Source organism: Acinetobacter haemolyticus (assembly GCF_003323815.1).
Lineage (GTDB): Bacteria > Pseudomonadota > Gammaproteobacteria > Pseudomonadales > Moraxellaceae > Acinetobacter > Acinetobacter haemolyticus.
Window position 1 is genome coordinate 104,382 of sequence record NZ_CP030880.1, and the last position, 13,422, is coordinate 117,803.

Annotated in this window: 13 protein-coding genes; 10 read left to right on the forward strand and 3 right to left on the reverse strand. The window is 41.7% G+C overall.

Features of this window, described 5'->3' with window-relative positions:
• Positions 1–208: 208 nt before the first annotated feature.
• From DS737_RS00495 to urtE, 7 genes are all read left to right on the forward strand, one after another.
• Complete coding sequence (locus DS737_RS00495; RefSeq protein ID WP_113996513.1) at positions 209–817, forward strand: YqiA/YcfP family alpha/beta fold hydrolase; 609 nt, start codon at positions 209–211, stop codon at positions 815–817.
• Positions 814–2,697 (forward strand): DNA topoisomerase IV subunit B, encoded by a 1,884-nt coding sequence (gene parE / locus DS737_RS00500; protein ID WP_004641617.1) that lies wholly within the window; start codon positions 814–816, stop codon positions 2,695–2,697. Before DS737_RS00495 ends, parE begins: the two co-directional genes overlap by 4 nt.
• 237 nt (positions 2,698–2,934) lie before the next feature.
• Entirely contained in the window at positions 2,935–4,212 is a 1,278-nt protein-coding gene (gene urtA / locus DS737_RS00505; protein ID WP_005087235.1) for an urea ABC transporter substrate-binding protein, read from the forward strand.
• Between the two features lie 92 nt (positions 4,213–4,304).
• Positions 4,305–5,939 (forward strand): urea ABC transporter permease subunit UrtB, encoded by a 1,635-nt coding sequence (gene urtB / locus DS737_RS00510; protein ID WP_113996514.1) that lies wholly within the window; start codon positions 4,305–4,307, stop codon positions 5,937–5,939.
• A gap of 4 nt (positions 5,940–5,943) precedes the next feature.
• Positions 5,944–7,014 (forward strand): urea ABC transporter permease subunit UrtC, encoded by a 1,071-nt coding sequence (gene urtC, locus DS737_RS00515; RefSeq protein WP_005088704.1) that lies wholly within the window; start codon positions 5,944–5,946, stop codon positions 7,012–7,014.
• Entirely contained in the window at positions 7,015–7,842 is an 828-nt protein-coding gene (gene urtD / locus DS737_RS00520) for an urea ABC transporter ATP-binding protein UrtD (RefSeq protein ID WP_004641608.1), read from the forward strand.
• Positions 7,843–7,851: 9 nt separating this feature from the next.
• Positions 7,852–8,550: an urea ABC transporter ATP-binding subunit UrtE gene (urtE, locus tag DS737_RS00525; RefSeq protein WP_113996515.1), complete on the forward strand. Its 699-nt coding sequence runs from the start codon at positions 7,852–7,854 to the stop codon at positions 8,548–8,550.
• 243 nt (positions 8,551–8,793) lie between these two features.
• Here urtE and DS737_RS00530 read toward each other — a convergent pair whose 3' ends face one another.
• The 3 genes from DS737_RS00530 to DS737_RS00540 all read right to left on the reverse strand — a co-directional run bounded on the left by DS737_RS00530 (position 8,794) and on the right by DS737_RS00540 (position 11,210).
• On the reverse strand, positions 8,794–9,531 hold the full coding sequence (locus DS737_RS00530) for a hypothetical protein (RefSeq protein ID WP_113996516.1): 738 nt from the start codon (positions 9,529–9,531) through the stop codon (positions 8,794–8,796).
• A gap of 80 nt (positions 9,532–9,611) precedes the next feature.
• Positions 9,612–10,160, reverse strand: coding sequence for a GNAT family N-acetyltransferase (locus DS737_RS00535; RefSeq protein WP_113996517.1), 549 nt, complete (start codon positions 10,158–10,160; stop codon positions 9,612–9,614).
• A 324-nt stretch (positions 10,161–10,484) separates the two neighbouring features.
• Positions 10,485–11,210 (reverse strand): outer membrane protein OmpK, encoded by a 726-nt coding sequence (locus DS737_RS00540; RefSeq protein WP_005087226.1) that lies wholly within the window; start codon positions 11,208–11,210, stop codon positions 10,485–10,487.
• A gap of 368 nt (positions 11,211–11,578) precedes the next feature.
• Here DS737_RS00540 and DS737_RS00545 point away from each other — a divergent pair, with 368 nt between their 5' ends.
• The 3 genes from DS737_RS00545 (at position 11,579) to DS737_RS00555 (ending at position 13,422) form a co-directional block, all read left to right on the forward strand.
• Positions 11,579–11,941 (forward strand): HPF/RaiA family ribosome-associated protein, encoded by a 363-nt coding sequence (locus tag DS737_RS00545; protein ID WP_075314378.1) that lies wholly within the window; start codon positions 11,579–11,581, stop codon positions 11,939–11,941.
• Between the two features lie 137 nt (positions 11,942–12,078).
• On the forward strand, positions 12,079–12,624 hold the full coding sequence (locus tag DS737_RS00550) for an ankyrin repeat domain-containing protein (RefSeq protein WP_004641595.1): 546 nt from the start codon (positions 12,079–12,081) through the stop codon (positions 12,622–12,624).
• A 30-nt stretch (positions 12,625–12,654) separates the two neighbouring features.
• The gene (locus DS737_RS00555) at positions 12,655–13,422 is read left to right on the forward strand and encodes a transporter (RefSeq protein ID WP_171287571.1); all 768 of its coding nucleotides are present in this window, start codon (positions 12,655–12,657) and stop codon (positions 13,420–13,422) included.

Consider the following 13,422-nt stretch of genomic DNA (forward strand, 5'->3'; position numbering starts at 1 on the left):
TTGTTTAGATAAACTACAGCAAACGCATGCATCTTTTCTTGTTTCAACAGTATTTTTTTTAGAATACTGATGAACGGTGCAGAGTATCGTTTTTTGTGTCTGACAATTTCGGGCTTATCTGTAAATTATATTGTTATTTATTTATCAATTGTGATTGATAATGTGATCTATTTTGCTTTAAGTCAAGCAAATGACGCTGTAGGTGCGTATGCAAATTATTTATTTACATGGTTTTCGAAGTAGCCCAAGGTCAATAAAAGGGCAACAGTTGTATCAATATTGTGCACATTACGATCACATTCACGTGCATTTGCCTGATTTAAATCACCCACCACAACAGGTTTTGAAGCATCTTTCGGTATTGGTGGAAAGTTTACTACTCGATCAAGTGGTGTTGGTGGGGAGCAGTTTAGGGGGATTTTATGCGACCTATCTTGTCGCAAAATATGCATGTCCTGCTGTTTTGATCAATCCTGCTATGCGACCATGGCAGTTGTTTCAAGATTTATTCGGAATTGAACAGATTCCACTCAAAGTGACCGACGCATGGACACTTGATGTCGATCAATTGCAGCAATTACAATCGATTGCTGAGACCAGCTTAGCGCATGCTGATAAAATTCTGGTGCTATTGCAACAAGGTGATGAAGTCTTGGATTATCGTCAAGCACAAGGCTATTATAGTGCAGCGCATCCATCATCATTGATTTTAACCGACGCTAATGGTAATCATGCAATGGATGATTTTGAAGAAAAATTACCTCTAGTACTCGAATTTTTATCGGCAGCCCTGCAAAAAGGAAATCAGACCAAGTGACACAATACACGGCACAATCTCTTGAAGTTCTTTCTGGTTTAGATCCTGTTCGTCGTCGTCCCGGAATGTACACCGACACCTCACGTCCAAACCACTTGGCACAAGAGGTAATTGACAACGCCGTCGATGAGGCGCTTGCAGGTCATGCTAATCAAGTGACGGTCACGATTTATGAAGATGGTTCATTATCGGTGGAAGATAATGGTCGAGGAATGCCAGTTGATATTCACCCAGAATATGGACAAAGTGGTATCGAAATTATTCTGACCAAGCTCCATGCAGGCGGCAAGTTCAGTACGGATAACTATCAGTTCTCAGGTGGTTTGCATGGCGTTGGTATCTCTGTGGTCAATGCTTTATCTACACGGGTTGAAGTCGCTGTACAACGCCATGGTAACTTGTATCAGATGGCCTTTGAGCAAGGTGAGCCTGTTGCGCCATTATCTGTTTTAGAAGGCAAAGTGGCGAAACGTGCGACGGGGACAACGGTACGTTTCTGGCCAGAAGCGAAATATTTTGATAGTCCTAAGTTCGCATTAAAAGCGCTTAAACATAATTTAAAAGCCAAAGCGGTGTTAGCAGCAGGCTTAAAAATTATTTATGACGATAAAATCAATAATGAAAAGATTGAATGGCAGTTTGAAAATGGTCTAGTCGACTATTTGATGGATGAACTTGAAGATCGTGAAATTTTGCCAGCCCCAGCTTTTGTGAGTAGTGGACAAGCGGAACGTGCTGCTTGTGAGTTTGCAATTTGCTGGAATGTTGAAGGTGGTGAACAGATTCAGGAAAGTTATGTCAACTTGATTCCAACTGCACAAGGCGGCACCCATGTTAATGGCTTACGATCTGGTGTGACAGAAGCGTTGCGCGAGTTTTGTGAATTACGTAATTTATTGCCGCGCAATATGAAGCTATCTGCGGAAGATGTGTGGGATGGGGTAAATTTCATCCTGTCATTGAAATTCCAAGAGCCTCAATTCTCAGGGCAGACCAAAGAACGCCTATCCAGTCGTGAAGCTTCGAATATTGTTCTCAATATTGCCAAAGATGCATTTGCATTATGGTTAAACCAACATGCCGAGATCGCGACTCAATTAGCTGAAATGGCAATCGCCAAAGCGGGTCGTCGTTTAAAAGCAGCTAAGAAAGTTGAACGTAAAAAGATTGTAGCTGGTCCAGCATTACCTGGAAAATTAGCAGACTGTGTGGGTTTAACCCGTGAAGATAGTGAACTCTTTATCGTCGAAGGGGATTCTGCTGGTGGTAGTGCGAAACAAGCACGAGATAAGAATTTCCAAGCGATTATGCCGATCCGTGGCAAAATCTTAAATACTTGGGAAGTATCTTCGGATGAGGTATTAGCATCTCAGGAAGTACATGACATTGCGATTGCGATCGGGGTTGATCCTGGCAGTGATGATTTATCAGAACTACGCTACGGAAAAATTTGTATCCTTGCTGATGCGGATTCGGATGGACTGCACATTGCAACCTTATTGTGCGCTTTGTTTGTGAAGCATTTCCCGACATTGGTAGAAGAAGGCCACTTATATGTTGCTATGCCGCCGTTATATCGAATTGATATCGGAAAAGATGTGCACTACGCCTTGGATGATGATGAGTTAGAAGCGATTCTAAAAAATATTAAAGGCAACAAGAACCCACAAATCACGCGATTCAAAGGTTTGGGTGAGATGAACGCCAGCCAACTACGTGAAACCACCATGGATCCGAATACACGCCGTTTGGTGCAGTTGGACTTGGATGATGCACATTTAACCGCTGGTTTGCTGGATAAGTTACTTGCGAAAAAGCGAGCGGCGGATCGTAAGCATTGGTTAGAGCAAAAAGGCAATTTGGCAGATATTGCGGTTTAGATGATGGGTTAAGCTCAACGGAAAAAGCCAAGCAGATGCTTGGCTTTTTTATGAAGATCAAAAATGCATCATTTTAGTTCACTGCGTATTTTTTGTATGCAATGTTGTATACAAGATTGGATTTTTGTAGAACAATTCTTATAAAAACATATATAAAACAATATATTAAACTATTGGCATGAAAATTGAATAACTCCATTCAGTCAAAATCACAAGATCAAACTGTGGAGAACAAAGATGCAAAATAAAATGATGTCAATGTCTGTACTGATGGCTGCCATGATGGGGGTGGGGCTTGTGGGGTGTTCAAAGCCAGCCGAGAAAACAGAACAGAGCACAACCGAAGCAAAAGCTGCACCAGCAAGCGGTGAAACCATTAAGGTCGGAATTTTACATTCACTTTCAGGAACGATGGCAATTTCTGAGACCTCACTGAAAGACACAGCCTTGATGACCATTAATGAGATCAATGCCAACGGTGGGGTTTTAGGAAAAAAATTAGAGCCTGTGGTGGTAGATCCTGCATCAGACTGGCCGCTATTTGCTGAGCGTGCACGTCAGCTCATTACTCAAGATAAAGTTGCCGTGATTTTCGGGAGTTGGACATCAGTATCGCGGAAATCAGTTCTCCCCGTCGTTGAAGAATTAAATGGTTTAATGTTCTACCCTGTGCAGTATGAAGGTCAGGAACAATCTAAGAATATTTTCTATACGGGCGCAGCGCCAAACCAGCAAGCGATTCCTGCGGTTGAATATTTAATGAGTGATGAAGGGGGCAAGGCTGAACGTTTTGTCTTACTTGGAACAGACTATGTTTACCCACGGACCACCAATAAAATTTTACGTGCTTTCTTGAAGTCTAAAGGCATTGCCGATGCGGACATTATGGAAGAGTACACCCCATTTGGTCATAGTAATTATCAGACTATCGTTGCCAATATTAAAAAGTTTTCTGCAGGTAAAAAAACCGCAGTGATTTCGACCATCAATGGCGATTCAAACGTACCATTTTATCGTGAACTGGGTAACCAAGGGATTAAAGCCGCTGATATCCCTGTCATGGCATTTTCGGTGGGTGAAGAAGAGTTACGTGGTATTGATACCAAACCATTGGTGGGGCATTTGGCAGCATGGAATTATTTCATGTCAGTCAAAAATCCAAAAAACACTGAGTTTGTTAATAAATTCAAGCAATTTGCTGTGGAATACAAACTTCCAAATGCCGATAAAGTTGTGACTAACGATCCGATGGAAGCAACCTATGTTGGGATCAACATGTGGAAGCAAGCAGTTGAAAAAGCGGGGACTACAGATGTCGATAAAGTCCGTGAAGCAATGGCAGGACAGACTTTCGCAGCGCCGTCAGGTTATACCTTAAAAATGGATGAAAGCAACCATCATTTACACAAACCTGTGATGATCGGGCAAATTCGTGCAGATGGGCAATTTGACGTGGTTTATAAAACACCAGAAACCATCAAGGCAGAGCCTTGGAGTCCTTATATCCCAAAATAAGCTTGTTCTAAAACCTGCTATTTCGATGGCAGGTTTCTTCATTTTCTTTTTCGGTTCTTCGTAAAAATCTACGATCCATAAGGGCGAGTCGTATGGCAAAACACTATGTTTTAGCATTGCTCTGCGTGATGACACATTTTTTTTGTAGTCTTGCATGGGCAGAGCAAGATCCTTTAGCAACCACTCCTTCAATTGAGACGACTGTTGCAGCTCAAGATGCGATTCAAACATTCGTTAAAGCTGATTTTGCAACACGTCGTGCCATGCTGAATCAGTGGCCAGCCAGTATTGAACAGCTAGACCAGCTTGTTGCGTATATTGACCAAAATGAGTTGTATACCGATCGTGCGGGACAGACTTACATTTTACAAAATGATGAGGTCTTACTCAGTTATCCTGCCAAACAGGTATTGGAAGATTGGCCCGCCGATTTATCTCAAGTTACTTTGGTCAATACCTTACGCAAAGCGCTTAATTTCGGGCAAGCCAAAGCGAAACTCAATTCAGAAGATGCATCACAGCGTTTGGCAGCCGTTGATATTTTGGAAAATAACTTGGCTGAAATCGATGTCGCAATGGTCAAGCAACTCTATCTCAACGAGAGCAACAACAAAGTCAAAGCACGCTTAGCACAACTTAAAGCACGCTTAGAGTTTAATGATGCGGATATATTTGGAAAAATTGCGGCGGTCAATGTTCTCGCTGAATCGAATCGTCCTGATGTATTGGCAATGATTGAGCAAACCTTAGAACAGCCGATTGCCAACCAAGAATTACAAACGGCTTTGTTGGATGCCAAGAGTAAAATTAAAACCAGAATACAAGCCAGTGAATGGTCTGGACATGTGTTTTCAGGTTTAAGCACCGCCAGTATTTTATTGCTTGCAGCACTTGGTCTCGCTATTACCTACGGGTTGCTGGGTGTCATTAATATGGCACATGGCGAATTGATCATGATTGGTGCATATACCACTTACGTTGTACAAAGCTTTTTCAAAACCCATTTTGTTGGTTTAGTCGATTGGTATTTACTGGCTGCGATTCCTGCTGCATTCCTTGTTAGTGCGCTGATCGGCATGCTGATTGAACGTACGGTGATCCGTCCTTTATATGGTCGTCAACTTGAGACCTTATTGGCGACTTTTGGTGTCAGTCTGATTTTGATGCAATTGGTACGTATGGTTTTTGGTGCACAAAATGTCGAAGTTTCGAATGTGTCATGGCTCAGTGGTGGTATTGCACTTACGCCGAGTTTAATGTTGCCTTATAACCGCATTGCGATTATTGCATTCACCATTGCAGTTTTACTGTTGTTGGTGTTCTTACTCAATAAAACCCGTTTCGGATTATTCGTTCGTGCCGTCACACAAAACCGTCAGATGGCGCGTGCGGTGGGGATTCGTTCAGCGCGTATCGATATGATGGCTTTTGGTCTCGGTTCTGGTTTGGCTGGCTTGGCGGGTTGCGCATTGGCACAAGTGGGAAATGTAGGACCTGATCTTGGGCAGAACTATATTATCGATGCTTTCCTCGTGGTGGTCGTCGGTGGTGTGGGGCAAGTGTGGGGCGCAGTTTTGGCAGCACTTGGTTTAGGGATCAGTGGCACGGTGTTGGAAATCGGCATGGGTGCTGTATTGGCAAAAATTATTCTACTGGTACTTGTGATTTTGTTTATCCAAAAACGTCCACAAGGTTTGTTTGCCATCAAAGGCCGTTTTGTGGAGTAAGCCAATGAAAATGACAACAATGTTTTCAGATCAGCCATACAGTGCGGTTGCAATCGGTCTGTGTTTCGGGGTGTTGCTACTTTTACCATGGCTGCACCTGCTCCCTCCGGATTCAGCATTTTATTTATCCGCGTATTGGGTCACCTTGATTGGCAAAATTATGTGCCTTGCTTTAGTGGCATTGGCATTGGATTTGGTGTGGGGCTATGCCGGTATTTTGAGTTTAGGGCATGGTTTGTACTTCGCACTGGGTGGTTATGCTTTTGGCATGTATCTGATGCGCCAATCTGCAGGCGATGGCTTACCTGATTTTATGCGGTTTCTCAGCTGGACTGAATTACCTTGGTATTGGACAGGAACAGAACATATTCTCTGGGCAATGGCACTGGTGATTTTAGTCCCTGGAATTGTGGCTTTTATTTTTGGTTTCTTTGCATTTCGCTCGAAAATCAAAGGGGTGTATTTCTCGATTATTACTCAGGCAATGGTGTTTGCCGCAGCACTCTTGTTCTTCCGTAACGAAACAGGCTTTGGTGGAAACAATGGTTTCACTGGTTTTAAAACCTTATTGGGTTTTGATATTACCTCTGCACCGATGCGTGCCACCTTATGTTTTGTAACGGCTTTGGTATTGATGCTGTGCTTTATTGGATTACGTCAATTGATGAACCGTCCTTATGGTCGTGTACTTGGTGCAATCCGTGACAGTGAAAACCGTTTGCAATATTTAGGTTATCGCACGCTGTGGTACAAACTGTCAGCATGGGTGCTTTCGGCTGTGATCGCAGGGGTTGCAGGTGCGCTCTATGTACCGCAAGTCGGCATCATCAATCCGAGTGAAATGAATCCTGTCAACTCGATCGAAATGGCGGTGTGGGTTGCTGCGGGTGGGCGTGGTACCTTGATTGGCCCAATTTTAGGTGCAGGTCTGATCAATGCTGCTAAAACCTATTTCACGGTAGCTGCACCTGAAGCATGGCTGCTGATCTTGGGCGCATTATTTATTGTGGTGACTTTATTCCTTCCTAAAGGTGTCATTGGTTTGTTTGACCGCTTTAAAAAGGAGCGTAATTAAATGAGTGATTTACACAACAACTCAGCTCAACATGGTGGTCAACTGGGTGAGGGTTACGGACGCGCCAAAACACAAGGTGCAGACTTTAGTCATGGTATTGCCTTATATCTGGAAAAAGTCAGTGTTTGGTTTGATTCATTTCGTGCTCTAAATGATTTATCGCTGTATATCGCAGAGGGTGAGTTGCGTTGCATTATCGGGCCAAATGGTGCAGGTAAAACCACGTTGATGGATGTGATTACAGGCAAAACCCGTCCAACCACAGGCACAGCATTTTTCGGGCAAAACTATGATCTTGCCAAAATGAGCACCGAGCAAATTGCTGAAGTGGGCATTGGACGGAAATTTCAAAAACCCACTGTGTTTGAAAATTTCACCGTGATGGAAAACTTATTGCTGGCTGCGCCACGAGATAAGCGAGTGAAAAAAAGCTTGTTTAGCCGACTTGATCCAGAAGCGCAGTTGGCACTAGATGAAAGTTTGGAGCAAATTCGTTTAAAGGAATTTGTACAAAAGCCTGCAGGGTTATTGTCTCATGGTCAGAAGCAATGGTTAGAAATCGGTATGTTATTGATGCAGCGACCAAAACTGATTTTATTGGATGAGCCTGTGGCAGGGATGACGGATGCTGAAACTGAACGGACAGCTGAACTCTGTCTGGAATTGAAAAAAAATCACACGTTAGTGGTAGTTGAACATGATATGAGCTTTATTGACACCATCAGTGAGAAAGTTACTGTCTTAGCGCAAGGTGCAATCTTGGCAGAGGGCACATTGGCAGAGGTACAAGCCAATGAAGATGTGATTGAAAAGTATTTAGGACGCTAGGAGACTGCCATGTTAGAAGTGAAACAAATTAATCAGTTTTATGGTGGCAGTCATATTCTGCGTGATGTGTCTTTATCTGCGCCTGTAGGGGAATGCAGTGTGGTTCTTGGGCGTAATGGCGTGGGTAAAACCACGTTATTAAAGTGTTTAATGGGGATTCTGCCGATTAAATCGGGACAAATTCTGTTAGATGGAAAAGATATTGCCAAGATGTCGCCTGAGCAACGAGTACATGCGGGCTTGGCTTATGTGCCACAAGGACGAGATATTTTTTCGACTTTGACGGTCGAGGAGAATATTTTAATTGGAATGGCGAAATTTTCAGGGGCTAAAACACGAAAAGTACCGAGCCATCTCTATGATATTTTTCCTGTTTTAGATGAAATGAAGCATCGCCGTGGTGGTGATTTGTCTGGTGGTCAACAGCAACAGTTGGCCATTGCCCGAGCATTGGCGTCAGAGCCGAGTGTCTTGATTTTGGATGAGCCAACCGAGGGGATTCAACCGTCGATTATTAAAGATATTGGTCGAGTAATTCGTAAATTGGCAGATCAGGGGGAGATGGCAATTGTGTTGGTTGAGCAGTTCTATGATTTCGCTGAAGAACTTGCTGATAATTATACCGTCATGGCACGTGGCCAGGTGATTGCACAAGGACAAGGTACGGATATGCCTGAGAAGGGGATAAGGGAGTTGGTTGCGATTTAATATTCTTCAATTAAGGATTCTTTATCTGTTTTTTTAAGTCTCTACCTTGGTGATATATCTTACTTTTGAAAGATCAAAAGTAACAAAAATCTTTTGTTCGACTGACGGTACGTCCTGAGCAATTCCAAAGCATGGCTTTGGAAGCAGCGCAAGGCAGTCGAACATGGCGACATCCATGTCGCCTGTCACGATAGTGAATGTTGGGTAAATACAATTTAGAAAACTAAATGGTTAGTACTAGATTTATTTGCGTTCAACCTTATAGAACGTCCCACCTGCATAAACATTGTGTCCAAAGCCACAGGTTGAAGCACCATTATTTTGCTTCACCTCGATCTTGGGTCCATGCTGTGGGTCATTCAAAAATTGCAGTTTGATTTGACAGTCTTCGTAACGATAATTGGCCTGTTTTGCAGTAATTGGCATCGTGGTTTCAAATGAACCTAGGTTTGGACCATAAATAAGTCCACGCAGTCCAAAATAGTAACCTTCAAAATCAATAAGATATCGATTCTGTTGTTTTTTAACCGTAATGTAATCCCATTGCCCAAAACCATTGGCGCGGACATAGTTTCCTTGTAGATCAGTCGATAATTGGGGTTTGGGTAATTGTTTTAAGTTGTATTGACTGGTTTTAGAATCTTTATCTCGTAAAAACCAGACTCTTGCCCATTGCGGTTTACCCAATTTGGCATAACTGAGTCCCACATTATTATTGGCGATTTCAACATCTCGGTCAGTAATCTTGATCCCACTTTCTTCTGCATTCAGTTGGCAGAAGTGTGCCCATGCGGCTTGATTCTCAAATTGCTTTGCTGCCTTAACGTATTGTTTTTGGTCATAAAACTTCTTTCCTATCTGCGCATAATTTTTGATTTTGGCACAGCCTTGTTGTAATTCTTGTTGATAAGATGATTCAGCAAAACTTGTGGTAACTGCAAATGCGCTACTTATCGCAATATATAGTGATATTTTTCTCATCTTATTTATCTTTATAAACTCGGATAATTGTCATTCTAACTAGCCAAATCACAGGACATCAGTGCTGTATTGTTAAATTTTTATGGCGTCTTTAATTGTAGTTGCATCAGGACTAAATCCCGCCATTGTCCAAATTTTTGTCCGATTTGAGGCATATAGCCAGTTTGAATGAATCCAAGTTGCTCGTGGAGCACGATTGAACCCCGATTTTCACTATCTATGGCAGCCACCATCATATGCATATGCTGTTGAGTCGCAAGATGAATCAGTTGTTGCATCAAGGCTCTACCAAGCCCTTGGCGTGCATAACTTGGGTCAATAAACACTGAATGTTCAACGCTATGCCGATAACCACTAATCGAGCGAAATGCTGAATAATAGGCATATCCTGCGATACGATCTAGTTGTTGATCCTCAACTACAATCATCGGAAATTGCTGCTGTTGTAAATCTTGGAAGCGTTGCTGATAGTCTGTCAGGGAAACGGCTTGATCATTCCAGTTGGCCGTGCCCGTGAGGATCTCATGATTATAGATAGCTAAAATCTGCTCAAGGTCATGAATTGTTGCCAAGCGAATCTTGTAATACTTATTGAATATGTAAGGCATAAATTGAGTAGAAATAGGCATAGGTTATAGGTTGAATTAGGTGGAAGATGAATTCGAATCAGTGAATTGATTTTATTTCACATTGTGTTACTGCCGCATAGATTATGATGAGGCGGATTGTTTGTGTATAGGGAATCTCTTACTTTTGAAAGATCAAAAGTAACAAAAATCTTCTGTTGAGTTGACGGTACAACCTGATACGGCAACTCAACAAGGCGACATCCATATCGCCTGTCACGGTAGTAAATGACATCTTAAATTTAAATAAAAAGATTTGATTATTTTATTCTACATATCAAAAAAAACAGCAAGACTGGGCTTGCTGTTTTTAACGATTTGACCAATTTAGAAATGGTATTTGATCAAAGCGCTAACGTTGTTTTCGTCGCTGCCTTTGATACCAAATTTATTATTCCAAACTGAATGCTCGACACCTAAATATAAGCGTGTTTCAGGCGAAATGTGTTTACCCACATTCCATTTGTACTGTGTAGTCCAGTTGAGTTCACTGGCGTGATCTTTTTCAGCTGTTGACCAGTCAAGGAAGCCATCGACTAAGAACTCTTCAGTTGAGAGTTTAAATGGCAATGCATAGACAAAAGTAAGCTGGTAGTCATCAGCTGTTTTCTCATTGTTTGCACGGTAGAAATTGATATTTGCATATTGGAAATATGGAAGATCAAGATCAAAGCCTACGCCATATAAGAAGTTATCAAAACTAGAGAAATCATCATTGTTGCTTTCCCATGTTGTTGAAATCAATACGTCTTTGACTGGACCGAAAGCTAATTTTTGACCAGAAATTTCACCTAGACTAAAACGCGGTGAAAGCTCGAAATAAGTGCTTTTATGGTCGTCACTCCCACGCATACGATCCATGAAGAAAAATACATCGGCATATTTTACTTTTGCTGCGTATTCAACCGTTAAAGTTGTTTGCTTTTCATCAACAACTTCATAGTTTTCGCCGTATAAACCAGTGAGGCTAAAATCTTGCCAGATCGGTTTTGCTTGAGTAAAAGCTGCTGTAGATACCAATAAACATGTTGCCGCAAGTTGTTTCAATTGCATTTAAAAAATCCCCCCTGAAAGGCGTGTAAAGCATACAAGGAATCAAGCAAAAATAAAGCCAAATTTGACCAAATGCTCAAAAGAATTGTAGTGCTGAAAATCAAAGGGAGTTGCATGTCATTTAACTATTTTTTGCTCAAGTTTTAATAAAAATGTCAAAAATCAGCTTGCATATTTTTCATTATGGACGGATATTGGAATCATAGAAGATCTTCTTTCATACTGAAAAGCAACACATGTAAAGCAAGGAGACGACAAGCATTTACATAAACAAAATATACAACTGCGTTGAATGAATGCATGCTCAAAAGCGTGCTCAATAAGATAATTTTGTAGAACCGTCTCACAGAAAAGAGAGGAAGATATTTATGAATATTGAAATCCGTACAGATAAAAACATTCAAGGTAGTGAACGTTTAATCAGTTATGTTCGTGAAGAGCTGACACAAGAATTCCAACGTTATAGCGAGCGTATTACACACTTTTCGGTTCATATTAGTGATGAAAATGGGGACAAAACGGGCGAACATGACAAACGTTGTATGATCGAAGCCCGTCCAGCAGGGATGAAGCCTGTTGCGGTAACACACAAAGCTTCAAATATTGATCATTCTATTCATGGTGCGATTGATAAATTAAAACGTAGTCTGGAACATCTCTATGAGAAAAAAGATCATCATCGAGGTGGTTTACCTGAATTTGTTGACGTAGATGATGAAGCATCTTCGTAACAACTTAGAAAAAGCCCAGAAGTTGGGCTTTTTTTTTTGCCTGTATCAAATTTATACATGATTTTTAGATCGTTTTATAAAAACCTGTCGGGATATTCGGCATAATAGAACCATTAAATATATTGTGAGAATTGGTCATGTTAAGCAATCAGCAGCAGGCCTTGGTGCAAGCCATACAACAACTCGATTTAGACCAAGTGCGATTTTTACTGGCTGAGGGACTCGACCCAAATTTTATCGATCCTGAACAAGGACCACCCGTTTCGGTGATATGTGATGGATTATTTACATGGTGGGAAACCATCTGTGAAGCATATGAAGCTAATCAACCACTGACTGAAACTGAAAAACAACAACAACTTCAAGTCTACTTAGATATTTTAGATGCGCTGATTCAAGCCAAAGCGAATTTACATCTTTGGGATGCGGAAGAGTTTTATGGACCATTGTGGGATGCCGCAAGTTCAGCATGTGCACCAGTGGTCAAGCGTTTACTAGATGAAAAAGTTGACCCAAATACGCGTGATGAAGAGGGCCTTACGATTTTATCCTCGATTAGTCAGCTTTTCTTTGATTGTGATTTTGATGAGATCGACTGGTCACAAGCGTTGGCAGAGGAACGTGCAACACTTGAATTGTTACGGGAACATGGTGCAAAAATGTCAAAAGAGCTAGCAACTTGAGTTTAGCCGATTGAATAAAAGGGGATAATGATGAAACAACGTCAAACATTAAGCTTGATCGCGCTATCAATGCTAGCAAGTTCAGTCTTTGCGAATGAATTTTCTTTTGATCGTCCTGGTGCTGGCATAGGTACAGGCATTACACCAGTTGGTCAACTGGCTTGGGAACAAGGTCTGCCAACCGCAAGTTATCAGCAACAAACAATTGATGGGGTAAAGGAAAAAACTTTAACCTTAAATGGCGATATGTTGTTACGTACAGGTTTGGCGAAAGGGTTAGAGCTTCAGTTGGGTTGGCAAGGTCCTGTTTGGCAGCAACACAAGCGTGCCGGTGCAACTAAAGAAAACAATGGTTTAGGTGATGTCAGCATCGGTTTGAAAAAAGCGATTAATTTAAAAGATGACCGTCTGAGCATGGCATTGTTAGCTGAAGCGATTCTTGCGACAGGAAATGATGAGTTTACTGCCCATGATGATATCTATAGCCTCACTTCGGCGGTGGCTTATGAGTTTAGTGACCTCATTGGTACCTCGATTACTATGCGTTACGAAGCGCAAAACAGCAATTGGGCTGTGACTGCCATTCCAACTATTAATTATAAAATTGCTGGGAAGCTGTCTGGATACTCAGAGTTTATTTATCGCAAAGCAGAAAGCCAAGACTATGAATATGGGCTGGGGACAGGTCTGGTCTATGCGGTAAACAATCGTATGCAGTTCGATGCCAGTGTGGGTGTCGATTTAGAAGGTAATGCACGAAGCTATAACGGCGGTTTAGGCGTTTCCGTTTTATTTTAA

Bases quoted from the DNA above. Each gene is read 5' to 3' on its own strand.
- DS737_RS00550 (WP_004641595.1), top strand. From the start codon at position 12,079: ATGTTAAGCAATCAGCAGCAGGCCTTGGTGCAAGCCATACAACAACTC.
- urtB (WP_113996514.1), top strand. From the start codon at position 4,305: ATGGCAAAACACTATGTTTTAGCATTGCTCTGCGTGATGACACATTTT.
- DS737_RS00545 (WP_075314378.1), top strand. From the start codon at position 11,579: ATGAATATTGAAATCCGTACAGATAAAAACATTCAAGGTAGTGAACGT.
- urtD (WP_004641608.1), top strand. From the start codon at position 7,015: ATGAGTGATTTACACAACAACTCAGCTCAACATGGTGGTCAACTGGGT.
- DS737_RS00535 (WP_113996517.1), bottom strand. From the start codon at position 10,160: ATGCCTATTTCTACTCAATTTATGCCTTACATATTCAATAAGTATTAC.
- DS737_RS00495 (WP_113996513.1), top strand. From the start codon at position 209: ATGCAAATTATTTATTTACATGGTTTTCGAAGTAGCCCAAGGTCAATA.
- DS737_RS00555 (WP_171287571.1), top strand. From the start codon at position 12,655: ATGAAACAACGTCAAACATTAAGCTTGATCGCGCTATCAATGCTAGCA.
- DS737_RS00540 (WP_005087226.1), bottom strand. From the start codon at position 11,210: ATGCAATTGAAACAACTTGCGGCAACATGTTTATTGGTATCTACAGCA.
- urtA (WP_005087235.1), top strand. From the start codon at position 2,935: ATGCAAAATAAAATGATGTCAATGTCTGTACTGATGGCTGCCATGATG.
- urtC (WP_005088704.1), top strand. From the start codon at position 5,944: ATGAAAATGACAACAATGTTTTCAGATCAGCCATACAGTGCGGTTGCA.
- urtE (WP_113996515.1), top strand. From the start codon at position 7,852: ATGTTAGAAGTGAAACAAATTAATCAGTTTTATGGTGGCAGTCATATT.
- DS737_RS00530 (WP_113996516.1), bottom strand. From the start codon at position 9,531: ATGAGAAAAATATCACTATATATTGCGATAAGTAGCGCATTTGCAGTT.